Source organism: Phreatobacter sp. AB_2022a (assembly GCF_026847585.1).
GTDB lineage: Bacteria > Pseudomonadota > Alphaproteobacteria > Rhizobiales > Phreatobacteraceae > Phreatobacter.
Genome location: NZ_JAPSET010000002.1, coordinates 91667 through 115000, shown reverse-complemented (window position 1 = coordinate 115000; position 23334 = coordinate 91667). Strand labels below are relative to the sequence as shown.

Below are 23334 nucleotides of genomic sequence, written 5' to 3'. Positions count from 1 at the left end.
ACTGCGGGCTGTTCAGGGGGCCATCGTGTCCTTCCCTTGAACAAGGCTTCATCGGCTTGATGGCCCGAGCTTTATGGCTTTGTAGCGGTCCGACCATGGCGACGCTCGCTCGAGCTGTGCGCCCAGTGAAATCAACAGGTCTTCCCGCTCATGTTTCGCTGTCAGCATCATCCCTATGGGCAGTCCCGCGGGCGCGGTTACGCTCGGCTCGGACCAGCAAAGGGGCAGGTTCATGGACGGCTGCCCCGTAATGTTGGCCAACGGTGTCAGTGGATGGAGGGCGGTCATCCGATGGAACGTAGCCTGCGGGTCTCCATCGTCACGCACATCGCCGACCTTTGGCGGCAAGCGCGTGAGGGTGGGTGACAACACTATATCATAGCGATGGTAGCGACCTGCGATGGCGCGTCCGAAACTGAGCAGGCGCGATTGTGCTGCCATCAGATCGGTGGCGTTATGCGAACGTCCCAGTTGCCGCAGCCATTGCGTCAAGGCAAGCAGCCGCGCCTCGTCCTCGTCGGCAACCGGCACGGAAGCTGCCAGAACACTCCATACGATCTTGAACTCCTCCATATATTCGTCGGCGCTTGCAGCTTCAGCGATTTCGACCCTGTGGCCGAGGCTCTCGAGGAGCGCCCCGAGGCGGTTGCATGTGTCGATGCAGGCCGGATCGGTCTGCTCGCTTGGCAACACGATCCCGACGGCTAGCTGCCTTGGTTCACGGTCGACGAAGCTACGGAAATAGCCCTTTGCAGGGCTGGACAGGCTATAGGAATCGCCCGGGGCTGAGCCGGTCATGACGTCGAGGAGCCTGGCCACGTCAGCAACCGTTCGCGCAAGCGGCCCCGCAGTGGCCAGCCCGGCGGAATCCGGGCCCGGCGCCGTGGTAATGCGCCCGCGTGATGGCTTCAAGCCGACGACGCCGCAACTCGCGGCGGGGATGCGAATGGAGCCGCCGCCATCGGAGCCAAGCGCGATCGCGCCAAAGCCGGCGGCAACGGCCGCTGCAGCACCACCGCTTGAACCTCCAGCACCGCGTGAGCGGTCAAAGGGACTGCGAGAGATGCCGAAGGTGTTCTCCGTGAAGGAAGAGCAGCCGAATTCAGCCGCGTTGGTCTTCCCGAGCACGATGCATCCTGCATCTCGCAGCGCCTTGACGACCATCGCGTCGGTGGATGCGATTCGGTCGGCAAATGCCGCGGAACCGGCCGTAAAACGGAGCCTTGCCGCTGGCCAGGTGTCCTTGATGGATATCGGCACGCCAAAGAGCGGCGGCAATTCGTCGCCTTTCCAGCTCACGAGTTGCTGTTCGAGTGCCTGGGCAGCAAGCCGGGCGCCTTCGTGATCGACGAGCAAAAATGCACCAAAGGTATCGCTTGCATGCTCGATACGCTCAAGGTGCATGTCGACGAGTTCAGTCGGCGACAGGACCCGCTCGCGAATTGCCCGTGCCTGATCCTCGGCGGACCACGTTTCCAAAACGGTCATGTCTATGATCTTCTTTTCGACGGGAGAGGCGTCAGGCTTCGGCAAGTCCGGTTTGCGCATCAATCGTCAATGGATCGCGCAACCAGAAAGCCAGAAGACCTGCGGCGCCGAGAATGATGAGGGCGCTCGCGAGCATCGTCGCCAGGCCCCAGTCGTCGGCAATCATTCCAAGGAACGGCGAGGCCAGGCCGCCTGCCGACAGTGCCAAGCCAAGAGCAATGCCGCTCGCCGTCGCAGGACTTTTCGGAAGCAGGTCTTGAGCGATGGTAACCTTCGCTGCGAAGGGGATGAACATCGCCATGCCGAAGACAGCGCAGCAGATGATCGCTACGGAAGGCGAGGGTGCCCAGACTATGCCTGCAAGGCTGGGAAGCATCAGGATGTAGCCGGTCCGAATTGTTGCAATGCGGCCCCGGGCGTCGGCGAGCCAGCCGCCGATCAGCGTTCCGAGCGCGTCGCCCACCAAAAACACTGTCAGCGCCGTTGCGCCGTAGGATTGGGGAGCAGCCAGACTGCGGATGAAATGGAGCGAGATGGTCGACATGACCGCGACGTAAGGTACCGACCACAAGACGATGATTGCGACCAGAAAGCTGAAGTCTTTCCAGTTGTTTTGTCTATCAATGGTGGCGCCGTTGCGGGCGAGCATCGTCAGGGTCCCGGCCTCGGCCGACCGATTGGAAAAGAACCAGATGGCCGCCATGGCAAGAGCCGGTGCAGCCAGCAGGGCCATCCGGCTATCGATAGGCTTGTCGGCAACCACACTGACCAGGAGCGGCGCACATGCGGCTCCAAGCGTGCCGCCAACGGAAAATATGCTGATCGCAGTTTGCGACTTGCCGCCCGCGGCGCGGGCCGCGACGGTTGCCGGTGGATGATAGGCAGCGATGCCGACGCCGCTGAGCGCAATGGCGAGCCACGTCACGGAATAGTTCGTTCCCTGAATTGCCAGGACAACGCCGAGCGCTGCCAGCAGAAAGCCCATCGGAACGAGCCAAGAACGGTTGCGCCCATCGGAGTAAACTCCGAAGACTGGCTGAACGATGCTGGAGATGCCATTGGCTGCCAGCACAAGACCTGTCGCCTGCGTGTAAGTATAGCCACGCTCAAGCATCAACAGCGGAAGCAGCGCGGGCACCATGCCCTGATAGAGATCATTGACGGCATGGCTGCCGGTCAAGATCCCCAAACGATATTTGTTCACATTAACCTCTTGTGCCTACGAACGGTCGCGAGGACTCATCGCCATTCGCTGCGGCCATGCTCACGGGACTGCTCAAATCGCTGACGGCAGCTTCGAAACCCAGCGGTGCGCAGGGGGATACCGGAACGGCAAAAGTCGTTCGCGCGCGAAACTGACAACAATCATTGTGTTTCAGACAAGGATGGCTCTACGACTCTTGAGTCGCCCGCCGGCCATGTGACGGCCGAGCCTTGTGCGGCGATTCACGTACGAGATGTGTGGTGACACGCTTACCTGTTCAAAGCTTCGATGTGCCCCCAGACCGCAGGCCGGTCTTCGCATATGCCAGTGAGCATGCGGCCCGAACGGCCATGCCTCGGCATAGCCACGTGCATGCGCAACTGATCCACGCGACGTCCGGCGCGATAATGGTCACCGCCAATGCAGGACGATGGGTTGTCCCTCCTGGCCAGGCGGTTTGGATGCCGAGCCTGGAAGAGCATGAGATTTATGCGTCGACAGCGGTGCAAATGCGCACGATCTATGTCGCTCCCGAAGTTCAGGGCAATTTCTCGCCGCGCTGCCGGGTTCTTCGCGTTGCGCCGTTACTTCGAGAGCTGATTATCACCGCCATGTCGCTTCCGGTTGTCTATGCGCTGGATGCGCGTGACGGGAAGGTGATGGATCTGCTGTTGGAAGAGATACGGACGGCGGAGGAACTGGATTTCCACGTGCCGATGCCCTCGCATACCCGCCTGGCGGATCTCTGCAACCGCTTCGTTGCCAACCCGGCGCAGGATGCCACCCTGGAGACGTGGGCGCATGAGATGAACATGAGCAGCCGCACGTTGTCGCGGCTTTTTCTCAGGGAAACAGGCATGGGCTTCGGGGATTGGTGCAGGCGAGCGCGGATCGTTCTAAGCCTGCCGCGGCTTGCCGAGGGTTGCTCGATATTGGAAGTTGCGCTCGAACACGGCTACGAGAACCCCAGCGCGTTTGCGGCGATGTTTCGACGGGAGCTGGGCGTACCTCCAAGCGTCTATTCCCCGAGAGCGGGGCCGTGATGGACCGGCGTCAGAGCCGTCTCCTCGCAGTTGCGCATTTTGGCTCTGTTGCCAATCGTCCGGACGATTGCGAGGTCCTGCTTTCCCGTCCGTTGCGCGGGCTTGCCGCCTCGAGGTTCTGGTTGCGCGAAGCGACATCGTCCGTCCAGGTGCTCGGCATTGCCTGTCCAGAGGTTTCATCCCGGCATCTGGTGGAGCGGATTGGGTTCGAAGCCTGCAGTCCAGGCCCTGCAGACGAACTTGTGGGGCGCGCGGCCCTTAGGGGTCTTGAGCCTGCGCGCGAAGTTATAGGCCGCGACGAGGTCGGCGAGGTGCTGCCGGAGCCGGCCGTGGCTCTCGCAGGAGAAGCGCTTGACGAAGACCTCCTCGATGGTCCGGTTCATCCTCTCGACCTGGCCGTCGGTCCACGGATGCCTGGTCTTGATGGTGCGATGCATCGTCGGCTGCAATGCGTAGAGACCGTCGTGGAGCGGCGCGTGGGCCATCCTCCCTTCGGAGGAGAGACGCTCTTTCAGGTTGATATTCATGCCGACATCAATAATCTTATCCGGACAAATCTAGTCCAATTCGGCGCGACAAACGTCTCGGAGGCACCGCCGTCCGACTGCCATGGACTGTTCGGAGAGCGCCGTCATGCTCGTGCTTCCGCATGAGATCGAGATCGTCGAGGTCGCGCCGCGCGACGGGCTGCAGAGCTTTCCGCGACCGGTTGATACGGCGACCAAGATCCGCATGGTGAACCTCCTCTCGCGGGCCGGCCTGCGCACCATCGAGGTGACCTCCTTCGCGCACCCGGAAGTGGTTCCCCATCTCGCCGATGCCGAACGGGTCATGGCCGGGATCGAGCGGCGGCCGGGCACGGTCTACCGGGCGCTCGTTCCCAACGCCCGGGGCGCCGAGCGGGCCCTCGCCGCCGGGGCGGACGAGCTGCTGGGCCTCGCGATCGTCAGCCGCACCTATCTCAGGCGGAACCAGAACATGGAGCGGGCCGAGGCGCTCGATCAGGCGGTCAGGGCCTTCGCGCTTGCGGAGGCCGCCGGCCGCCGGTTCGTCATGGCGCTCGGCATGGCCTTCTGGTGCCCCTATGAGGGCCTTATTCCGGAGGCCGACGTCATGGCCTGCGTCGCCTTTCTCCACCGGCACGGCGTCAGGAACATCTACCTCGCCGGCTCCGTCGGCCTGGAAGACCCGCGCCATGTGAGCGCGCTGTTCGCCCGCCTGCGCGCGGACTTCCCGGAATGCCGGTTCGGTTATCACATCCACGACCGGGGTGGTTTCGCGCCGGCCAATATCCTCGCCGCGCTCGATGCCGGGGTCGCTTGGCTGGAGGGCGCGGTCTGCGGCCTCGGCGGCGGCATCGCCATGCCCGACACGGTCGGCGATGCCGGCAACTATCCGACCGAAGATCTCGTCAACCTCTGCGCGGTCGCCGGCATCGCGTCGGGCCTCGACCTCCAGCGGATCATGGCGGCGGCATCCGAGATCGCCGCGCTGCTCGACATCAGCCCCAGGAGCCGCGCCCTGAACGGCGGCACCCGCGCCGCGGCGCTCAAGCCGGTCGAACGCGCGGCATGGCCCGTGAGCTGCCGGTGACCCTCGAAAGGAAGGACACGTCGATGCGGGATATGCCGGCGCCTCAGCCCAGGGATGTCATGGTCGCCGCCGTCGAGCACGCCGTGAAGACACGGCGCGCCATCCGCGCCTTTCGCTCCGATGCGGTGGATATCGGCCTCGTCGAGCGTATCCTGTCGGCCGCGCGTTATGCGCCGAGCGGCAGCAACATCCAGCCCTGGTCGGTCCACGTGGTGACGGGCGAGGCCCTGGAACGGCTGGGGCGCGAGCTCACCGACACCTTCCTGTCGGGCGAGGCGGAGCGGCCCGATTTCGCCTATTACCCGACCCGGTGGCGCGCGCCCTATATCGACCGGCGGCGCAAGACCGGCTGGTCGCTCTATCAGCTCGCCGGGGTCGCCCGCGGCGACCGCGAGGCGGGCGACCGTCAGCGCGCCCGCAACTATTCGTTTTTCGGCGCACCGGTCGGCCTGGTCTTTGCCATCGACGACGACCTCAACCAGGGCAGCTGGCTCGACTATGGCATGTTCATCCAGTCGGTGATGATCCTCGCGCGCGCCCATGGCCTCCACACCTGTCCGCTCGCCGCCATCGGCAACTATCCCGACATCGTCCGCCGGCATCTTGGCATCGCGCCCGGCCAGATCGTCGTCGCCGGCATGGCGCTGGGCCATCCCGACCAGGGCGAACCAACGAACCGCCTGATCACCGAGCGCGAGCCGGTGGCGGCTTTCACGACCTTCCACGGCAGCGCGACGCCGGCGCCAGCCACGTCCGTTCCGTGACCGGCAGGCGCCGGATCTTGCTCGCTTGTCGATCGGAGCCGTCATGAACACGCTCGCGCTTCTGGACGAGACGTTCCGGCCGGTCGCCGGCCGGCGCATACTGGATATCGGCTGCGGCGGCGGTCTGCTCGCCGCCGCGCTGATCAAGCGGGGGGCTGTCGTCGTCGGCATCGACCCGGACCCCGATGCCGTCGCCACGGCTCGGACCAAGGCACCGGACGCAACCGTGCTGCGGCACCCGGCCGAAGCCTTGCCCTTCGCCGATGCGAGTTTCGACGGCTGCGTCTTTCTCAATTCGCTGCACCATGTCCCTGCGCAGGCCATGGCTCAGGCGTTGACGGAAGCGTCGCGGGTGGCGGGCGCATCCAGGCCCGTCGTCGTCATCGAACCGCTCGCGGAGGGGAGCTTTTTCGAGGCTTTCCTGCCGGTGGAGGACGAGACGGAGGTGCGCGCGCTGGCGCAGGGCGCGATCGATGCCGCCCTGGCCGGCGGCCTGCTGGTGCAGAAGCATGCGGTGATCTTCGAGCGCGTCGAGCGTTTCGCCAGCCTCGAGGCCTTCCTCGCCGCCGTCACCGCCGGCGATCCCGCCCGTATTGCGGCTGCGGCAGCGCATGCGGATGCCGTCGCGGCGGCCTTCGCGCGCGTTGCAGTCTTAAGCCCGGACGGCCGGTTCGCACTGCATCAGCCGCTGCTCGCGCGGGTTCTCGAGGCGGCGGCGTAAAGGGACCGGCGTGACTCAGCCGCGGCGATTGAGCCGTACCGAATAGCGGAACCGCTCGACCGGGTGCAGGTTCGACGCCACTTCGATCAGGCTGCCGTCGCCCAGCCGGTAATGGCGATGGACGCCCACCGCCATGGAGCCGACAGCCGCGCCGAGCGTCGGCGCTATCGCGTCGGGCAGCGGTTCGCCGCGCAGCGTCTGCTCGACGCTCTCGACACGCACCCCATACATTTCCTCGATCCAGGAATAGACCGTTCCGGTGCCCTTGCCGATCTTCAGCGCAATGCCGGCATAGTCGGCGCGCACATAGACTTCGGTCCAGCACACCGGGATCGTCTCGCCGGCCGCATAACGAAAGCCTTCGACGCGCAGCCAGCGCTCCCCGGGCTTGCAGCCGAGGCGCGCGGCGAGCGCCGCATCCGCGACGACGATGCCGCTCTTGTCCACCTCGTAGCGAACCTGCTCGGCATATTGCAGCAGCTCCTCGATGCTGGTGACCGAATAGGTGTAGAGCGGCCGCGACGCACGGTTGACGACCGTACTGCCGGCCCCCTGGCGCGACTCGATCAGGCCTTCGCCGCGCAGCGCCCTCAGCGCCTCCCGGACGGTATGGCGGCTGACGCCGAAGCTGCGGCAGAGGGCATCTTCCGTCGGCAGCCGCTCCCCGACCGCAAAGGTTCCCGCCGCAATGGAGGCCCGCAGGGATTCGACGACCTGCTGATAGAGCGGCACGTCCGCGCCGCCATCGGCCGCAGCTTCAGCTTCGACGTTCGCCATATTGTCCCGCCCGACGCCTTTCCAACCGATTCATCGCCACAGCCAGATGTGAGGGCCCGGTCCGCATGGGTCAACCGCCTCGATGAATTCTCGTCCGATCAATCAAAGGGCGGATTGACATATGTCCGGTTGAAATAATAATTGTACGGACAAGATAGATTGATCGAGCGAGGATCCCTGCCGCCATGAGCGCCACCGGCACTGCGCACGTCTTGGACAATGCGGATCAGCAGCAGCTCCTCGAAGCCATCGATCGCTGGCTCGAGCGCGAGGTGCGGCCGGTCGTCAAGGAGCACGACCACGCCGACCGGTGGCCGGCGGAGATCGTCGCGCAGATGAAGGATCTCGGTCTGTTCGGCGCGACGGTCGGCGCCGACTATGGCGGGCTTGGCCTTCCCGCCAGGACCTATGCCGAGATCGTCATGAAGATCTCGTCCGTCTGGATGGCGATCACCGGCATCTTCAACTCGCATCTGATGCTTGCCCTCGCGATCGAGAAGTTCGGCACCGAGGCTCAGAAGCGGCGCTGGCTGCCGGGGCTCGCCTCCGGCGACATCCGCGGCGGACTGGCCTTGACCGAGCCCGATGCGGGCACCGACCTGCAGGGCATCCGCATGACCGCGCGGCGGGACGGCGACCACTATGTCATCAACGGCACCAAGACCTGGATCTCCAATGGCATCGAGGGGTCCTGCTTCGCGCTGCTGGTGAAGACCGATCCGAAGTCCGAGCCGCGCCGCAACGGCATGAGCCTGTTCATCGCGCCCAAGCAGGACGGCTTCCGGGTCGGCCGCAAGCTCGAAAAGCTCGGTTACAAGGCGATCGATTCCGCCGAGCTCATTTTCGAGGACTACCGCATTCCGGCCGACCATCTCATCGGCGGCGTCGAAGGGCAGGGCTTCTATCAGGCGACCGGTGGCCTCGAGCTCGGCCGCATCAACGTCGCCTCGCGCGGCGTCGGCATCGCCGAGGGCGCTCTCAAGCTCGCGACCGACTATGCCCAGCTGCGCAAGACCTTCGGCAAGCCGATCGCCGAGCACCAGGCGATCGCCCTCAAGCTCGGCGAAATGGCGACCCGGGCACGCGCCGCGCGGCTGCTGACGCTGGACGCCGCGGCCGCCTTCGACCGCGGCCAGCGCTGCGACATGGAGGCCGGCATGGCGAAATATTTCGCCTCCGAGGCGGCGCTCGAGAACAGCACCGAATCGATGCGCATCCACGGCGCCTACGGCTACTCCAAGGAATACGACATCGAGCGGCTCTATCGCGACGCGCCGCTGACCTGCATCGGCGAAGGCACCAACGAGATGCAGCGTCTGATCATCGCCAAGCAGCTGATCAAGCGGAACCCGGTCTGATGAAACCGCTGTCCGATCTTCGCATTCTCTCCATCGAGCAGTACGGCGCCGCGCCCTACGGCACCATGATGCTCGCCGAACTCGGCGCCGAGGTCTTCAAGATCGAGCAGGCCGAAACCGGCGGCGACCCGTCGCGGGGGGTCGGACCGCATATGCTCGGCGCCGCCGACAGCGAATATTTCCAGGCCTGGAACCTGGGCAAGCGCAGCGTGACGCTCGACATCAAGTCGGACGCGGGCCGGCGCGACTTCCACGCCCTGGTCCGCCACGCCGATGCCGTCGTGAACAACCTGCGCGGCAGCCTGCCGGCGGCGCTGGGCCTGGACTATGCGAGCCTTGCGCCGGTCAACCCGGCCGTGGTGTGCCTCCACATCTCCGCCTATGGCCGCGACAACGAGCGCGCGAACTGGCCGGGCTACGACTATCTGATGCAGGCCGAAGTCGGCCTCATGAGCCTTACCGGCGAGCCCGAGGGGCCGCCGGCGCGCGTTGGCGCCTCCATGATCGATTCGATGACCGGCATGACCGGCACGGTCGGCCTTCTGAGCGGCATTCTCCAGGCGCGCCGGACGGGCAGGGGCTGCGACGTCGACACCTGTCTCTTCGACGTCGCCATGCACCAGCTCACCTATTCGGCGGTCTGGTATCTGAACGCGGGCGACAAGCCGACGCGCCAGCCGCGCAGCGCGCATCTGTCCCAGGTGCCCGTCCAGACCTTTCCGACCGCCGACGGCTGGCTCTTCGTGATGTGCATGACCGACAAGTTCTGGCGCATCCTCTGCGAGGAGATCGATAGGCCGGATCTCACGACCGATGCGCGGTTCGCCACCGCGGCCGCGCGGCGCAGCCATCGCGCCCTGCTGACCACCGTCCTCGACGAGGAGTTCCGCAAGCGGCCGACCGCCGATTGGCTGTCGCGCCTGACCTCCAAGATCCCGGTCGCGCCGGTCTACGAGGTCGACGAGGCCCTCGAGGCGCCCTTTACGCGCGCCACCGGCATGGTGACCACGGTCGAGCATCCCGTCCGCGGCGCGCTCAAGGTGCTCGCCAATCCGCTGAAGATCGACGGCCGGCGCCCGTCCCAGAAGGCCTGCGCCGCGCTCGGGGCCGACAATGACGCGGCGGCCAAGCTGAGGGCCTCGACATGAAGCTCGAAGGCCTCAAGGTCGTCGATCTCTCCTGGTTCCTGCCCGGGCCGCTGCTCACCCTCGCCATGGCGGATCACGGCGCCGAGGTGATCAAGTTCGAGCCTTCCGGCGAGGGCGATCCCGGGCGCCATATCGGCCCGATGGACGGCGAGGAGAGCGTCTTCTTCCGCAACCTGAACCGCGGCAAGAAGAGCGCCGTCGTCGACCTGAAGGACCCGCAGGACCTCGGGGCGGTGCTGGCGCACTGCGACCGCGCCGACGTCTTCGTCGAGAGCTTCCGTCCCGGCGTCGCCGAGCGTCTCGGCCTCGGCTACGCGGCGCTGGCGGCGCGCAATCCGGGCATCGTCTACTGCTCGATCAGCGCCTTCGGCCAGGACGGCGCCTATGGCGGGCGACCGGCCCACGACCTCGCGCTCGAGGCGCTCGCCGGCGTTCTCAGCCTCACCCTGGGCGATGACGGCCGCCCCGCCGTGCCGGGCCTGCCGATCGCCGATCTGGTGAGCGGCCTGCAAGGCCTCTCGGCCGTTCTCATGGCCTTGCTGCGGCGGGCGACGACCGGTCGGGGCGACCGCATCGACATCGCCATGCACGATGCGTTGCTCGCCTCCTGCGCCAATGTCATCGGGCCCGCCCTGCGCGACGACCGCCAGCCGGAGGTCAAGCTGGAGCGGACGACCGGCGGAGCGGCCTTCTACCGGATCTACGACACCGCGGATGGGCGGCAGCTGGTCCTCGCCGGGCAGGAGGCGAAGTTCATCCGCGCGCTGCTCGGCCATCTCGGCCGCCCCGACCTGATCGTGCCCTGCCTCGCCGGTCCCGGCGCGCACCAGAAGCCGGTGATCGATTTTCTCTCGGCCACCTTCGCGAGCCGCCCGCTGGCCGAATGGACCGCCGAGCTGGCACGGCTCGATGTCTGCTTTGCGCCGGTCAACACATTGCCGGAGGCCCTGGCGGATCCCAATGCCCTGCAGCGCCGGATGGTGCTGACCGATGCGGCAGGCGCGCGGCATCTCGGCCCGCCGATCCGCTTCCTCGACGAGCCCGCAAGGCCGGTCCTGAGGGCGCCGCGCCTCGGTGAACACACCCGCCAGATACTTCGTCGCGACGCGACGGACCGCTAGGGAGCCCAATGCCATGGTCGGCATCGCCAAGACTGTAGGCCCGTCGCGCTATCGCGAGAGCTATGGCCGGTATTTCGAGGAGTTCGAGGTCGGCGACATCTACGAGCACCGGCCCGGCCGGACCATTTCCGAGACCGACAATACCTGGTTCACGCTGCTGACGATGAACACCCACCCGCTGCATTTCGACGAGGCCTATGCCGCCAGATCGGAGTTCGGTCGGCCGCTCGTCAACAGCTGCCTCACCCTCTCCATCGTGGTCGGCATGAGCGTCAGCGACATCAGCCAGAAGGCGATCGGCAATCTCGGCTGGACCGACATAAGGCTGACCGCCCCGGTCTTCGTCGGCGACACGATCTATGCCGAATCCGAGGTGCTCTCGAAGCGTCCCTCCGCCAAGCGCCCGACGCAGGGCGTCGTGACGGTGCGGACCACCGGCAAGAAGGCCGACGGCACCGTTTTCATGTCGTTCGAGCGCACCGTGCTGGTCCCCATGCGCGGGCATGCCATCGACGATCTCGCCAACTACTAAAAGAAAACACCAGGGAGGATCCCATGACCATGTCTCGCCGCGTTTTCGGCGCGTCGATGGCGAGCGCCGCGCTCCTGGGCGGCGCCCGGCGCGCACGCGCGCAGGACTATCCATCGAGTCCGGTCCGCATCGTGGTGCCGTTCCCGCCGGGCAATTTTTCCGACCTCGTCGGCCGCCTGCTGGTCGAGGAGATGCAGAACCGCTACGGCGCGACCCTGGTCGTCGACAACCGGGCCGGCGCGACCGGGGCGATCGGCGTCCAGGTTGTGACGCAGGCCCAGCCGGACGGCTATTCGCTGCTCCTCAGCTCCAACTCGCCACTGTCGGTCAATGCGGCGGTCCGGAGCAATCTCCCCTTCGACATCAAGAAGGACCTCGAGCCGATCAGCCTGCTCGGCTGGACCGGGTATCTCCTGGTCGTCCCGCCCGACTTTCCGGCCAGGACGCTCGCCGAGGCCGTGCAGCTCTGGCGCGCTTCGCCAGGCCAATATACCGCGGCCAATCCCGGCACCGGCACGGCCGGCCATCTCATCACGGAACTGGTCGCCCTGAATCTTGGCACCCGCTTCGAGCATGCGCCCTATCGGGGCAGCGGCCAGGCGCTGATGGACGTCAACCAGAACCGCGCCCACCTGATGATCGATGCCATGACCTCCTCGCTGCCGCAGGTCCAGGGCAAGACGGTCCGGCCGCTCTGCGTCATGTCTCCGCGCCGCTCGCCGCTCATCCCGGAGGTTCCGAGCATCGCCGAAGCCGGCGTGCCGGAGCTTGCCAATATCGACGTCGTCGCCTGGGCTGGGCTCTTCGCCCCGGCGCGCACGCCGGCTCCGATCGTCCAGTACTGGAGCGAGCGGTCGAATGTCCTGCTGCGCGACCCGAAGGTCGTCCAGCGTCTGGCCGGGATGAATGTCGAGGCCGCTCCGCCCGGCACGCCGCGTGACATGCGCGATCTCATGGAGAAGGAGCTCGTGCGCTGGACCGATGTCGCAAGGAAGGCCGGCATCGCCACCGGCGGCTGACCGCTGCGCGAGCCGCCCGGGCCGCGGCCCGGCCACCTTCAAAGGCCCGGACCGGGAGAGCCGTCATCCATGCTCCGTCTTGATTTCATCGCTCCGCTGTTCGTTCCCGCCAGCCGGCCCGAGCGGTTCGCCAAGGCTGCGGCGAGCGGTGCCGACGCGGTGATCCTGGATCTGGAGGACGCCGTCCGGCCCGAGGACAAGGCATCGGCCCGGCAGGCCGTCACGACGGCCTTCACCAGGCTGCCGGTGATCCTCCGGATCAACGGCGCCGGCACGCCGTGGCATGGCGCCGATCTCGACGTGGCGATCGGTGTCCGGCCTGCCGCCATCATGGTTCCCAAGGCTGAATTCTCGCCTGCGCTGCAGGCCATCGGCGAGCGTGCCGCGCGGCACGGCGTCGGGGTCATTGCCCTCATCGAAACGGCGCGCGGCATCGCCCAGGCCGAACGGATCGCGGCCATCACGGGCGTCGTCCGTCTTGCCTTCGGCTCGGTCGACTATGCCGGCGATCTCGGCTGCGCGCACACCCGGCCGGCATTGGCCCATGCGCGCGCGCAGCTCGTGCTCGCCGCCAGGCTGTGCGAGAAGGTCGCGCCGCTCGACGGCGTGACGACCGATGTCGAGGACGGCAGCCGGATCGAGGATGATGCGCGGCATGCGCGCGAGCTCGGCTTCGGCGGCAAGCTCTGCATCCATCCGCGCCAGATCCGGCCGGTTCTCGCCAGTTGGGAGCCGACGGCCGCCGAGATCCGGTGGGCGAGCCGCATCGTTGCGACCGAGGGGGCGGTCGCCATCGACGGCGAGATGATCGACGAGCCGGTGCGGGCGCGGGCACGCGCCATCCTCGCGCGGAGCGCCGCCTGATTCTTCGCCGAAGCCACCGCTCCTGCCGGTGGTTCGCATGGCCATGCCGGCTTTCGGCGCAGCGTTCCGCCATCGGAGACTCGGAAAAGCGATCGATGCTGCGGGCAATCCGTTGCGGCGCGATCAGCGCGACCTCGGTGCCGGACGAGAGCCTTGCCGCCAAGGGCTGCGGTTTGGCCGCCTCGCTGGAGACCGGCGCGCCCGGTTGCGCCCGGCGGCCGCCGGATACGGTTCGGCATCGGCGCATCTGGCCAGATCACGCAAAGCGTCAGCCTCTTCGCCACCGCCGACGACGACCTCACCCTCGCTCATGGCTCCGGCCAGTCCCATACCGGACGCGTCGGCCTCCAGGCCGCTGGTGAGCGCCTGAAAGGCCCCCGGCGCTGCCCGGCCAGCGGCGTCGCAGCTCCTGCCAGCTGCGGCGCCGCCGTCTTTTCCCGCCATGGCGCGCGGCGCCGACCGGACCCGATCGGGGGTGCTCATGATCCGGTTTGAAATTACCAATTTGAACATTGCTTCACACGTCTCCAGCTAGCGCGGAGGCCGGCCCGAAGCCTTGGCAATTTGGGCGCTGGAGAAAGACCGCGATCATGGCATTCGTAAAATTCCTTCTGACGGTGGCGATCCTCGCCGGCCTGCACGCCGGCCCGGCCGGAGCCGCGGAGCGGAACCTCCTGGCCGAGGAGGCCAACCGGCGCATCGTGCTGGAGTTCTACGATCGCTTCTTCAACAGGCACGAGACGGAGGAGGCTGCCCGTGTCATCGCGCCTGACTATCGGCAGCACAATCCGCGCGTGCCCGACGGCAGGGCGCCGTTCGTCAATTTCTTCTCCTCGTTCTTCAGGCAGAATCCGCGCTACAATGTGCGGATCGTGCGCAGCGCGACAGACGGCGATCTCGTCTATCTTCACGTTCACGCGCGGCGTTCGACTGAAGATCTCGGATCGGCCGTCGTCGACATTTTCCGGGTGCGGGACGGCAAGATCGTTGAGCATTGGGACGTGATCCAGCCCGTCCCGCAGAGTGCGGCGAACCAGAACACGATGTTCTAGGCGAGCCCTGCATTCAGCCAGCATGAGCGCCCGGCCGCGCCGGGCGCCTTTCTCGTCGACGAAGGAAAGGCCGATGCGCCCGATTGCTTATGCAGGTCTCGGCTTTGCCTGCCTCGCTGCAGGATTTTATCTCCAGCAGACGAGCATGGACTTCAATCCCGCCGATCGCGCCCGCTGCGAGGCCAATGTCGCTGCCGCCTACGGCGCCAACGCCGAAACGAAAGGCGCGCTCCTGCCGAAATGTGGCGAGCCGGGCTTCGTCGCGATGATGGATGCGCGGGTCGCCAATCTCAGCGCGCAGCAGACGGCCATCGCGATCGCGAATGCGAATCGGAGCGGGCTGATGAACGACCTGCTCGGCTATGCCCTGATCGGAGCGGGCGTGGGCGGCCTTGCCGCGGCCGCGGTCAGCCGCTTCCGGCGGAGCGGCTGACCGGGCCCGCACCGGCAGGTCCTCCCGCGCTCAACCAGGCCCCGCGAGGACGGGGCTTCTTTGTTTGTGCCGAAGGCGCGAATATTCAGGCGACGACGGCCCTTCCGGCAGCCGGGGAGCCGCAGACACCTTGGCGCTGGTGACCGGATGAACGTGCGGGCTCTCACATATTTCGCGGCCGTGGTCGAGGAGGGCTCGGTCTCGCGTGCCGCCCTGCGCCTGCGCATCGCCCAGCCGGCGCTCAGCCTGCACATCCTCAATCTGGAACGGGACCTGGACACCGAGTTGCTGCACCGGACCGCCCGTGGCGTAACGGCGACGGAAAGCGGCGCGCGGCTCTACGCGCATGCCCGCGACATCCTCGCCAGGATCGCCCAGGCCAAGGAGGACGTCCGGGGCCATGCCGCCTCGGCCGTCGGCGAGGTCGTGCTCGCCATGACCCAGTCGGTCGCCAAGACGCTGGCCCTGCCGGTCTTCCAGCAGGCGATGAGCGCCTTTCCCGGCGTCGCGCTGCGGCTGAGCGAGAGCAATACCGGCCATATCCCGACCCTGCTCAGGCAGCGCCAGATCGATCTCGGCATCACCTTCAAGGCGCAGAACGACCCGGCCATCCAGGAGACGCCGCTGGTCGAGGAGGATCTCTACCTCGTCAGCCCGGCCGCACTGCCGAGCGGCGCGCCCGGGGACACCATCGCTTTCAGGCAGGCCGCGCGGCTGCCGCTGGTCCTGCCGGGCCGTCCGCATTCGCTGCGCGAACTGATCAACGACTATGCGCGGAAGAACCGGCTGGCCCTCGACACGGTCGGCGAGGTCGACGCGGTGCCACAGCTGAAGGACTTCGTCGCCGCCGGCATCGGCCACACCATCCTGACCCTGGCCTCCGTCCGGGCCGAGCTTGCCGACGGCCGCCTGAGCGCGCGGCGGATCGTCGAACCCGTCATTTCGCGGCGCGTCATTCTCTGCCGGTCGTCGGAGGTTCCGCCGACGCGCGCTGCGCTCGCCGTCGCCGACGTGATCGTCGAAACCACGCGCCGGCTGATCGACGACGCACTCTGGCCCGGCCGCTTCGTCGGCAGCCATAACAAAGCGCTCTGACTGCCAGATCCATTCTGTCTTATCCAGCCGCGGTCCGCTCCGATACGAGTGGCGACAGGTCAAGACAGAGTGGGACAGATGGCCTTGTTGCGCGGCGTCCGGGTGATCGAGCTCGGCCAGATTCTGGCAGCTCCCTTCGCGGCGGAGATCCTCGCCGATCTCGGCGCCGATGTGATCAAGGTGGAGAAGCCGAACGGCGGCGACGATGCCCGCGGCTGGGGTCCGCCCTATTGGGACGGCGACGCGGCCTTGTTCCACCAGATGAACCGCAACAAACGAAGCGTCGTGCTGGACCTGAAGACGCAAGAAGGCCTCGACAGCATGGTCGGGCTGATCGGTTCGGCCGATGTCTTCGTGCACAATATGCGGCCGGGCGCGGCCGACGCGCTCGGGCTCGGTGCCGTCGCCCTGCGCACGAAATATCCGCGTCTGATCTATGCCGACATCGGCGCCTTCGGCCATGCCGGCCCGCTCAAGGACCGGCCGGGCTACGAATTGCTGCTCCAGGCCTTCAGCGGCATCATGAGCATCACCGGCGAGCCGGGCGGCCTGCCGGTCCGGTCCGGCCCCTCGATCAGCGATCTCGGCACCGGCATGTGGGCGGCGATCGGCATTCTCGCCGCGCTGTTCGACCGGACGCGGACCGGCGAGGGGCGCCTCGTCCAGACCTCGCTGTTCGAGACCGCCCTGTGCTGGACCGGCATTCCCATCGCCAACCATCTGGCTTCGGGCGCGCGGCCGGCACGGCTCGGGTCCGGCCATCCTTCGGTCGTGCCCTACGGCACCTTCCCGACTGCCACGGGGCCGCTGATCGTCGCCGCCGGCAATGATCGCCTGTTCGCGCGGCTGGCGGAGGTTCTCGGTCATCCGGAATGGGCCGGAGACAGCCGGTTCGCCATGAATGACGGCCGCGTCAGGGCCCGCGCCGAGCTCGAAGGCCTCGTCACCGCCGCGCTGAGGCGGAAGCCGCGCGACGAATGGATCACGCTGCTCGAGGCAAAGGGCATTCCCTGCGCACCGATCATGGAGATCCCCGAGGTCCTGGACCATGCGCAGACGCGTGCGCTCGACATCATCGAGGCGAGCCCCGGCAGCAGCGAGATCCGGCTGGTCGGGCTGCCGCTGTCGATCGACGGCGAGCGTCCGAAACCGCGGCGCCCGCATCTCAAGCTGGGCGCCGATACGCACGCGGTTCTCGCGGCGCTGAACGCGACCGAAGAGCGCCGATGAAAGCGCCCTGCAACAGGACGAAAAAGGGGGAACGGCACATGACCTGGATGTCACGGCGCAGCATGGTGGCCGGCGGGCTCTGCCTGATGGCGCCGCGGGTGCAGGCCTCGAGCGACTGGCCGACCCGGCCGATCCGGATCATCGTGCCCTTTGCGGCCGGCGGACCGACCGATTTCGTCGCGCGGCTCGTCGCCAAGCCGCTCGGCGATGCGCTGGGCCAGCAGATGGTGATCGAGAACCGTCCGGGCGCAAGCGGCAATCTCGGCGCGCAGGGCGTCGCCGACGCCGATCCCGACGGCTACACGCTGCTGCACACGACGATCGCGACGCAGGCGCTCAATCCGCTGCTCCTGCCGGCGTCGCGGCTGCGCCCGCTGAAGGATTTCACGCCGGTCGGCACCACCGCCGCCCTGCCGAACGTGCTCGTCGTCAAGCCGGGCAAGCACGACGTCAAGACGGTGCGGGAGCTGGCCGGGCTCGGCGCCAGGATGCCGCGCGGCCTGACCTTCGGAACCTTCGGCCACGGCACCTCGCCCCATATCCTCAGCCTGCTGTTCCAGAAGAAGGCCGGTTTCGAGGCCGTGCCGGTGGCCTATCGCGGCAGCGCTCCGGCATTGACCGACATCCTCTCGGGCCAGCTCGACTTCCTGTTCGACAACATCACGACGTCGGCGGAGCAGATTCGCGCCGGTGCCGTGCGCGGGCTCGCCGTCACCTCCGCCACGCGCTCCTCGGTCCTGCCCGACATTCCCACGATGAAGGAAGCGGGCTTCGAGGGATTCGACCTGAATTTCGGCTTCTCGCTGATGGCGCCGGTCGCCACGCCGGCGGCCATCATGACGCGCCTGCAGGATGCCTTCGATCCGATCGCGAGCGGCCCGGCCTATGCGGACCAGCTGCGGGCGCGCGGCGCCGATGCCCTCATCGTGCCGCGCGCGAACCTTCAGGGCTTCCTGGAGCGGGCGACGGAGGGCTGGCTCGACGTCGCCCGGCAGATCGGCCTCGGCCCGGCAAGCTGACCTGTCCCCAACGACGAACGGTGACCCGAATGTCCCCCATCCACTATCGCGTCGAAGATCACATCGCGCGCATCGTGCTGGATCATGCTCCGGCCAATGCGCTGAGCCTGCCCATGGTGGAAACGCTGCTCGGCCATCTCAGTGCGGCGCGCACCGACGACGATGTGCGCGTCGTCGTCATCGAAAGCGCGATACCTCGCCGTTTCAGCGCGGGGCTCGACATCAACATCCTGAGCGGCGGCCGCGGCGAGGACATCCATGCGCTGCTGCGCAAGCATTATGTCGAGCTGTCGGAGGCGCAGTACCATCTCGGCAAGCCCTCGATTGCGGCGGTCGCCGGGGCGGCGCGTGCCGGCGGCATGACGCTGGCGATCTCGAACGACGTGCTGATCGCGGGAAAAAGCGCGACATTCGGCTATCCCGAGATCGATGTCGGGCTGATCCCGGCCATTCATTTCGGTCACCTGCCGCGCATCGTCGGCCGGCACCGGGCTTTCGAGCTGCTGTTCACCGGCCGTGCCTTCTCGGCCGCGGAGGCCTATGAGCTCGGCCTCGTCAGCCGCGTCGTCGACGACGACAAGGTGGTCGAGGCGGCGCTCGGCCTTGCCCGCATCTTCGCGGAGAAACCGCCCGGCGTCATGAAGCGCGCCCGCGACGCCTTCATGCGCGCGACCGACACGCGCAGCGAGATCGGCTATGCGGTCGAGAATTTCTGCAGCGCCATCAACACCGACGAAGCCCGCGCCGGCCTTGCCGGTTTCCTGCGGCGGCGGGATGGGCGATAGGTCGCTGGCTGAGGTGCCCGCACCTCGTGGCGCGGGCCTCCCAGGGTCGGCCGTCGTGCCGCCGACGGCCGGACGCTAGTTCCGCGCGGGAACAGTTGCGGCCAGGTCCGGCGCCGTACTCTCCGGCGTCCATTTGATACCCACGATGACGGCGGTCAGGATCGCCGAGATCAGGGCGGGGATCGCGACCAGCACGAAGATCAGGCCGATCGGCCATTGCTGGGCCATCAGCGCGCCGCTGCCCATCAGGCCGGAGAGCGCGCCGAGCCGGCCGATGCCGAGGCCCCAGCCGATCACGGTGGCGCGCAGCGTCGTCGGATAGCGGGTTCCGGCGAAGGCATTCACCGCCGGCTGGCCGCCGATGATGCCGAAGCCGGCGACGAAGGCCGCGGCGAAGACGATCGCGATCGACCCCATGGGATTGCCGAGCAGGACGATGCCGATCGCGGCGGCGAGGAAGCACGGCACCAGGACGCGGGCGAAACCGAGGCGGTCGATGAGGATGCCCATCACCACCGTGCCGATCGTGCCGCCGATCTGCAGCGTGGTGCCGGCGAGGACGGCATGCGTCTGCGAGAAGTCCATGCCCCGCAGCACCGTCGGCACCCAGTTGGAGAGGAAGGTAAGGTCGAGCAGGTTCATGAAGCAGATGGCGAAGAGGATCAGCGTCATCGGCGCGCGGCCGTCCCGGAACAGGTCGGCGAGCCGGCCCTTCGTCACATCGGGGCGGTGATAGCGCGTGGCCGGGCCGGCCTCGACGGCCGGATCGATCCTCTTCAGCCAACCGGCGATGCGCTGGGTGCTCCAGCCGCGGGCGATGATCAGCTGCATCGATTCCGGCAGCCAGACGAGCATGGCGGCCGCGATGACGAGCGGCGCGATGCCGCCGAAGACGAAGACCGACCGCCAGCCGAAAGACGGGATCAGCACGGCCGCCACCAGGCCGCCGATGGCGGCGCCGAACGTATAGCCGCAGGAGATCAGCATCATCAGCGTCACGCGCCAGCGGGCGGGGCTGTATTCGCCAGCCAGCGCCATGGCATTGGCCATGACGCCGCCGAGGCCGATATTGGTGATCAGCCTGATCCACTGCAGCTCCTCGAAGGACCGGGCCCAGGCGGTCGAGAGCATGCCGAGGCCGAAGAACAGCGTGCTGCCGATCAGCACCGGGCGGCGGCCCCAGCGGTCGGCGAGGATGCCGAGCAGCAGGGATCCGAGGATCGCGCCGGCGACGCTGACGGTGAAGAGGACGCTGAGCGCGCCCTTGCCGACCTGCCATTCGGCGACGATGGCGGGTGCGACATAGCCGATCGCCTGGACGTCGAAGCCGTCGATGATCAGCACCAGGCCGCAGAGCGCCAGGGTCAGGCGCTGGAATGAGCCGATGGGGCTGCGGTCGACCACTGCCGTGATGTCGAGCGCCCCTCCCGATGGTGCAGCCATGGTTCGTTTCTCCCTCTGTCGTTGTTTGGTCGTTTCTGGATTCTTGCGGCCGCGCCCGTCAGGGCTCGGCATCGCTCTGCCGGTCCGGCAGCGCCGCCACGAAGGCCGGATGGCCGGCGCACAGCCGGTCGACCGCGGCAAGCCGCGGGAAGGCGGCGAGGTCCACGCCGAAGCGCCGTGCATTGCCGAGCTGCGGCACGAGGCAGAGGTCGGCGAGCCCGGGCATGTCGCCGAAGCAGTAGCGCTCGCCGCCGCGCCCCTGCAGCAGGCGCTCGCAGGCGCCGAGCCCTTCGGTGATCCAGTGTCGTGCCCAGCCGTGCGCCGCCGCCTCGTCCCAGCCCGCCGTGCCGGCGAGGTGATTGAGCACCCGGAGATTGCCCAGGGGGTGGATGTCCATGGCGATGGCATGGGCGAAGGCCCTCACGGCGGCCCGGCGCAGCGGCTCCGCCGGCAGCAGGGGCGGGTCGGGCAGGGTTTCCTCCAGCCACTCGATGATCGCGAGCGACTGGGTGAGGATGGTGGATCCGACCGCCAGGGCGGGAACGAGCTGCTGCGGGTTGATCGCCCGATAGGCGGGCTTTCGGTGCTGCCCGCCCTCGCGCCGCAGGTGCACCGCGACGAATTCCGGTGCGATGCCCTTGAGATTGAAGGCGATCCGGCAGCGCCAGGAGGCGGAACTGCGGAAATAGCCGTAGAAGGTGAGGCTCGAGACGGCCGCGCCGGACGCGGCCGGCCGGTCCGGCGCGGGGGCGGGGCGGGTCATGGCGTGATCGTCAGGCGCACGGGGGCGAGCCCGTCGATCGTGCCGTCCAGCCTGTCGCCGGCAGCCACCGCGCCGACGCCGGCGGGCGTGCCGGTATAGATCAGGTCGCCCGGTGCGAGGTGATAGAAGCGCGAGAGATGGGAGACGAGCTCCGGCACGCTCCAGACGAGGTCGGAAAGCCGCGCCTCCTGGCGGACCGCGCCGTTGACGGTCAGCCGGATCGTCTGGCCGCCGATCGCACCGAACGCCTCGCGCCGCGTGACGGGGCCGATGACCGCCGACTGTTCGAAGGCCTTGCCGAGATCCCACGGGCGGCCCTTGGCGCGCGCCTCCAGCTGCAGGTCCCGGCGCGTCATGTCGAGCCCGGTCGCATAACCGAACACGGCGTCAAGCGCCCGCGTGGGCGGCACGGCATGGACGGGCGTGCCGATCGCGACGACGAACTCCATTTCGTAGTGATAGTCCGCCGTCCCCGGCGGATAGGGGATGGCGGCCTCGCTCCGAACGATCGCGTCCGCCGGCTTGGTGAAATAGAACGGCGCCTCGCGGTCGACCTCGACCCCCATTTCCCTGGCATGGTCGGCATAGTTGCGGCCGACGCAGAAGATCCGGCCGACCGGCAGCAGCCGGCCGTCGCCGTCGACGGGAATGGCGACCGGCGGCGCCGGCGGGAACAGATAGCGGATGGCGGCAGTGTCGGTCATGCCCGGCCGCGCTCCTCGTAGTAGCCGAGCTTCTCCTGCAGCGGCCCGTCATGGATGCGGATCAGGAAGGCCGGCTCCCGGCTCGAGGCGGAGAGATCGACCGTCGAGAAGACCGGTGCCGAAAAACTGTCGCGCGCGTCCCAGCTGAAACCGGCGCCGTTGACGGCTGCCGTGCCGCTGCCGCCGACGACATGGAAGACCGAGCTGATCGACCGTGTCGGCAGCCGGATGGTCTCGCCCGGCCGGATCATCATGGCGGTGAAGCCGAGGATGTTGAGGCAGCTGTCGCCGGTTTCCGGATTGACGTAGTCGAGCGCGACGGGATCGGTCCTGCCGGCATGGGCGGCGATTGCCCTGAGCGCGCTTTCCGTGTTGCGCCAGGGATAGCGCAGCATGGGAAAGCGCGGCCGCGGCGCGCCGGGCGCGCGGTGCGGCACCAGGCCCGGCTGGCTGTATTCGACCGCCGAGGCATCCGGCCGGTTGCGCGCCGGCTGCAGCGGGCCTTCCTCGGCATAGGAGCCTTCGAGGCCGACCAGCACCGGCAGGTCGAGCGCGTCCAGCCAGATGACCGGGCCGTCGCCGTCATGGCCGTGGTCGTGCCACATGCCGCCGGGGGTGAGGATCAGGTCGCCCCGCTCCATCCGGCATTTGTCGCCGTTGACGATGGTATAGGCGCCGTCGCCCTCGACGACGATGCGGGCGGCGCTCGGCGTGTGCCGGTGGGCCGGCGCGCTCTCGCCCGGCAGCAGCAACTGCAGGCCGCAATAGATGCTGGCGGTCGCCTGCAGGGCGCCGTTGCGGCCGGGGTCGCAGAGCACGAGCACGCGGCGCTCGGCCTTTTCCACCGGCGTCAGTTCGCCGGCCCTGATCAGCAGCGGGCGCAGCACGCCGAAGGCCCAATGGTGCGCCTGCGTCGCGGGGACCGGCGCGCCATGGGGCAGCATGACGCGCATCGACGGCCAGAGCGGCGCGACGCCGGCGGAAGCCATGGCGGCGCGGTAGTCGGATGGCAGCTCTTCCAGGGTCCCCAGGCTGTCGCTCATGGCGCGTTGCTCCCGTCGTGTTCCTTTGGCGGCCGGTCCGGCCGGATCCAGGGAACGCTAGGGCGCGCTCGTTATCTCTGTCCAATATCGATTCATAATTCTATGATCTCAATTTGAGATCACAAATCAGGAGAT

24 protein-coding genes and 1 pseudogene (1 of these 25 running past the window's edge) are annotated in these 23334 nt (G+C 67.6%); 17 read left to right on the top strand and 8 right to left on the bottom strand.

What is annotated here, in order from left to right; all coding sequences use genetic code 11:
• Window positions 1-60 carry the 3' end of an IS66 family transposase gene (locus OZ671_RS32020; RefSeq protein ID WP_442957045.1) on the top strand. 627 nt of this gene lie to the left of the window's left edge, so only the last 60 of its 687 coding nucleotides appear in the window; its start codon lies beyond the left edge, outside the window; the stop codon is at window positions 58-60.
• On the opposite strand, the gene OZ671_RS01975 is transcribed toward OZ671_RS32020, so the two are convergent.
• Together OZ671_RS01975 and OZ671_RS01970 are read right to left on the bottom strand one after the other, a co-directional pair.
• Window positions 49-1548 (bottom strand): amidase, encoded by a 1500-nt coding sequence (locus tag OZ671_RS01975; RefSeq protein ID WP_268859161.1) that lies wholly within the window; start codon window positions 1546-1548, stop codon window positions 49-51. The genes OZ671_RS32020 and OZ671_RS01975 overlap by 12 nt on opposite strands.
• A complete protein-coding gene (locus OZ671_RS01970; protein ID WP_268859160.1) occupies window positions 1520-2692 on the bottom strand; it encodes an MFS transporter in 1173 nt (390 codons plus the stop codon). The genes OZ671_RS01975 and OZ671_RS01970 overlap by 29 nt, the downstream gene beginning before the upstream one ends.
• 257 nt (window positions 2693-2949) lie before the next feature.
• On the opposite strand from OZ671_RS01970, the gene OZ671_RS01965 reads away from it, so the two are divergent.
• Entirely contained in the window at window positions 2950-3735 is a 786-nt protein-coding gene (locus OZ671_RS01965) for an AraC family transcriptional regulator (protein ID WP_328286329.1), read from the top strand.
• A 176-nt stretch (window positions 3736-3911) separates the two neighbouring features.
• Here OZ671_RS01965 and OZ671_RS01960 read toward each other — a convergent pair.
• Window positions 3912-4169, bottom strand: a pseudogene (locus tag OZ671_RS01960) (integrase core domain-containing protein); the annotation flags it as partial.
• 199 nt (window positions 4170-4368) lie between these two features.
• On the opposite strand from OZ671_RS01960, the gene OZ671_RS01955 reads away from it, so the two are divergent.
• Genes OZ671_RS01955 through OZ671_RS01945 form a run of 3 tightly spaced genes read left to right on the top strand, consistent with a single transcriptional unit; the run spans window position 4369 to window position 6813 of the window.
• Window positions 4369-5328, top strand: a complete 960-nt coding sequence (locus OZ671_RS01955) for a hydroxymethylglutaryl-CoA lyase (RefSeq protein ID WP_268859159.1) — start codon at window positions 4369-4371, stop codon at window positions 5326-5328.
• 23 nt (window positions 5329-5351) lie between these two features.
• The gene (locus OZ671_RS01950) at window positions 5352-6092 is read left to right on the top strand and encodes a nitroreductase (protein WP_268859158.1); all 741 of its coding nucleotides are present in this window, start codon (window positions 5352-5354) and stop codon (window positions 6090-6092) included.
• 43 nt (window positions 6093-6135) lie between these two features.
• The gene (locus OZ671_RS01945; protein ID WP_328286328.1) at window positions 6136-6813 is read left to right on the top strand and encodes a class I SAM-dependent methyltransferase; all 678 of its coding nucleotides are present in this window, start codon (window positions 6136-6138) and stop codon (window positions 6811-6813) included.
• 15 nt (window positions 6814-6828) lie between these two features.
• On the opposite strand, the gene OZ671_RS01940 is transcribed toward OZ671_RS01945, so the two are convergent.
• On the bottom strand, window positions 6829-7590 hold the full coding sequence (locus OZ671_RS01940; protein WP_268859156.1) for a GntR family transcriptional regulator: 762 nt from the start codon (window positions 7588-7590) through the stop codon (window positions 6829-6831).
• Window positions 7591-7775: 185 nt separating this feature from the next.
• On the opposite strand from OZ671_RS01940, the gene OZ671_RS01935 reads away from it, so the two are divergent.
• The 12 genes from OZ671_RS01935 to OZ671_RS01880 all read left to right on the top strand — a co-directional run bounded on the left by OZ671_RS01935 (window position 7776) and on the right by OZ671_RS01880 (window position 19246).
• Window positions 7776-8948, top strand: coding sequence for an acyl-CoA dehydrogenase family protein (locus OZ671_RS01935; protein ID WP_268859155.1), 1173 nt, complete (start codon window positions 7776-7778; stop codon window positions 8946-8948).
• Complete coding sequence (locus OZ671_RS01930) at window positions 8948-10096, top strand: CaiB/BaiF CoA transferase family protein (RefSeq protein WP_268859154.1); 1149 nt, start codon at window positions 8948-8950, stop codon at window positions 10094-10096. Before OZ671_RS01935 ends, OZ671_RS01930 begins: the two co-directional genes overlap by 1 nt.
• Window positions 10093-11217, top strand: coding sequence for a CaiB/BaiF CoA transferase family protein (locus OZ671_RS01925; protein ID WP_268859153.1), 1125 nt, complete (start codon window positions 10093-10095; stop codon window positions 11215-11217). The genes OZ671_RS01930 and OZ671_RS01925 overlap by 4 nt, the downstream gene beginning before the upstream one ends.
• Before the next feature lie 13 nt (window positions 11218-11230).
• Entirely contained in the window at window positions 11231-11749 is a 519-nt protein-coding gene (locus OZ671_RS01920) for a MaoC family dehydratase (protein ID WP_038308283.1), read from the top strand.
• 23 nt (window positions 11750-11772) lie between these two features.
• A complete protein-coding gene (locus OZ671_RS01915; RefSeq protein ID WP_268859152.1) occupies window positions 11773-12768 on the top strand; it encodes a Bug family tripartite tricarboxylate transporter substrate binding protein in 996 nt (331 codons plus the stop codon).
• A gap of 69 nt (window positions 12769-12837) precedes the next feature.
• A complete protein-coding gene (locus OZ671_RS01910; RefSeq protein ID WP_268859151.1) occupies window positions 12838-13632 on the top strand; it encodes an HpcH/HpaI aldolase/citrate lyase family protein in 795 nt (264 codons plus the stop codon).
• 590 nt (window positions 13633-14222) lie between these two features.
• Window positions 14223-14684, top strand: coding sequence for a nuclear transport factor 2 family protein (locus tag OZ671_RS01905; protein ID WP_268859150.1), 462 nt, complete (start codon window positions 14223-14225; stop codon window positions 14682-14684).
• 73 nt (window positions 14685-14757) lie between these two features.
• Window positions 14758-15117, top strand: coding sequence for a hypothetical protein (locus tag OZ671_RS01900; protein WP_268859149.1), 360 nt, complete (start codon window positions 14758-14760; stop codon window positions 15115-15117).
• Between the two features lie 153 nt (window positions 15118-15270).
• Window positions 15271-16212 carry a LysR substrate-binding domain-containing protein gene (locus tag OZ671_RS01895; protein WP_268859148.1) on the top strand — a complete coding sequence of 314 codons (942 nt, stop codon included), beginning with the start codon at window positions 15271-15273 and terminating at the stop codon, window positions 16210-16212.
• Window positions 16213-16290: 78 nt separating this feature from the next.
• The gene (locus OZ671_RS01890; protein ID WP_268859147.1) at window positions 16291-17442 is read left to right on the top strand and encodes a CaiB/BaiF CoA transferase family protein; all 1152 of its coding nucleotides are present in this window, start codon (window positions 16291-16293) and stop codon (window positions 17440-17442) included.
• Window positions 17443-17480: 38 nt separating this feature from the next.
• Complete coding sequence (locus OZ671_RS01885; protein ID WP_268859146.1) at window positions 17481-18461, top strand: Bug family tripartite tricarboxylate transporter substrate binding protein; 981 nt, start codon at window positions 17481-17483, stop codon at window positions 18459-18461.
• 29 nt (window positions 18462-18490) lie between these two features.
• On the top strand, window positions 18491-19246 hold the full coding sequence (locus tag OZ671_RS01880) for an enoyl-CoA hydratase/isomerase family protein (RefSeq protein WP_268859145.1): 756 nt from the start codon (window positions 18491-18493) through the stop codon (window positions 19244-19246).
• 75 nt (window positions 19247-19321) lie between these two features.
• On the opposite strand, the gene OZ671_RS01875 is transcribed toward OZ671_RS01880, so the two are convergent.
• From OZ671_RS01875 to OZ671_RS01860, 4 genes are read right to left on the bottom strand one after another with little or no spacing between them, the layout of a single operon-like run.
• Window positions 19322-20689: an MFS transporter gene (locus tag OZ671_RS01875; protein WP_268859144.1), complete on the bottom strand. Its 1368-nt coding sequence runs from the start codon at window positions 20687-20689 to the stop codon at window positions 19322-19324.
• A gap of 58 nt (window positions 20690-20747) precedes the next feature.
• Window positions 20748-21452 (bottom strand): maleylacetoacetate isomerase, encoded by a 705-nt coding sequence (gene maiA, locus OZ671_RS01870; RefSeq protein WP_268859143.1) that lies wholly within the window; start codon window positions 21450-21452, stop codon window positions 20748-20750.
• Window positions 21449-22156: a fumarylacetoacetate hydrolase family protein gene (locus OZ671_RS01865; protein WP_268859142.1), complete on the bottom strand. Its 708-nt coding sequence runs from the start codon at window positions 22154-22156 to the stop codon at window positions 21449-21451. The genes maiA and OZ671_RS01865 overlap by 4 nt, the downstream gene beginning before the upstream one ends.
• A complete protein-coding gene (locus OZ671_RS01860; RefSeq protein WP_268859141.1) occupies window positions 22153-23199 on the bottom strand; it encodes a cupin domain-containing protein in 1047 nt (348 codons plus the stop codon). The genes OZ671_RS01865 and OZ671_RS01860 overlap by 4 nt, the downstream gene beginning before the upstream one ends.
• Between the last annotated feature and the right edge of the window lie 135 nt (window positions 23200-23334).

Coding starts and splice junctions, on each gene's coding strand:
- OZ671_RS01975 (WP_268859161.1), bottom strand. CDS start 1,548: ATGCGCAAACCGGACTTGCCGAAGCCTGACGCCTCTCCCGTCGAAAAG.
- OZ671_RS01955 (WP_268859159.1), top strand. CDS start 4,369: ATGCTCGTGCTTCCGCATGAGATCGAGATCGTCGAGGTCGCGCCGCGC.
- OZ671_RS01950 (WP_268859158.1), top strand. CDS start 5,352: ATGCGGGATATGCCGGCGCCTCAGCCCAGGGATGTCATGGTCGCCGCC.
- OZ671_RS01945 (WP_328286328.1), top strand. CDS start 6,136: ATGAACACGCTCGCGCTTCTGGACGAGACGTTCCGGCCGGTCGCCGGC.
- OZ671_RS01940 (WP_268859156.1), bottom strand. CDS start 7,590: ATGGCGAACGTCGAAGCTGAAGCTGCGGCCGATGGCGGCGCGGACGTG.
- OZ671_RS01935 (WP_268859155.1), top strand. CDS start 7,776: ATGAGCGCCACCGGCACTGCGCACGTCTTGGACAATGCGGATCAGCAG.
- OZ671_RS01930 (WP_268859154.1), top strand. CDS start 8,948: ATGAAACCGCTGTCCGATCTTCGCATTCTCTCCATCGAGCAGTACGGC.
- OZ671_RS01925 (WP_268859153.1), top strand. CDS start 10,093: ATGAAGCTCGAAGGCCTCAAGGTCGTCGATCTCTCCTGGTTCCTGCCC.
- OZ671_RS01920 (WP_038308283.1), top strand. CDS start 11,231: ATGGTCGGCATCGCCAAGACTGTAGGCCCGTCGCGCTATCGCGAGAGC.
- OZ671_RS01915 (WP_268859152.1), top strand. CDS start 11,773: ATGACCATGTCTCGCCGCGTTTTCGGCGCGTCGATGGCGAGCGCCGCG.
- OZ671_RS01910 (WP_268859151.1), top strand. CDS start 12,838: ATGCTCCGTCTTGATTTCATCGCTCCGCTGTTCGTTCCCGCCAGCCGG.
- OZ671_RS01905 (WP_268859150.1), top strand. CDS start 14,223: ATGGCATTCGTAAAATTCCTTCTGACGGTGGCGATCCTCGCCGGCCTG.
- OZ671_RS01900 (WP_268859149.1), top strand. CDS start 14,758: ATGCGCCCGATTGCTTATGCAGGTCTCGGCTTTGCCTGCCTCGCTGCA.
- OZ671_RS01890 (WP_268859147.1), top strand. CDS start 16,291: ATGGCCTTGTTGCGCGGCGTCCGGGTGATCGAGCTCGGCCAGATTCTG.
- OZ671_RS01885 (WP_268859146.1), top strand. CDS start 17,481: ATGACCTGGATGTCACGGCGCAGCATGGTGGCCGGCGGGCTCTGCCTG.
- OZ671_RS01880 (WP_268859145.1), top strand. CDS start 18,491: ATGTCCCCCATCCACTATCGCGTCGAAGATCACATCGCGCGCATCGTG.
- OZ671_RS01875 (WP_268859144.1), bottom strand. CDS start 20,689: ATGGCTGCACCATCGGGAGGGGCGCTCGACATCACGGCAGTGGTCGAC.
- maiA (WP_268859143.1), bottom strand. CDS start 21,452: ATGACCCGCCCCGCCCCCGCGCCGGACCGGCCGGCCGCGTCCGGCGCG.
- OZ671_RS01865 (WP_268859142.1), bottom strand. CDS start 22,156: ATGACCGACACTGCCGCCATCCGCTATCTGTTCCCGCCGGCGCCGCCG.
- OZ671_RS01860 (WP_268859141.1), bottom strand. CDS start 23,199: ATGAGCGACAGCCTGGGGACCCTGGAAGAGCTGCCATCCGACTACCGC.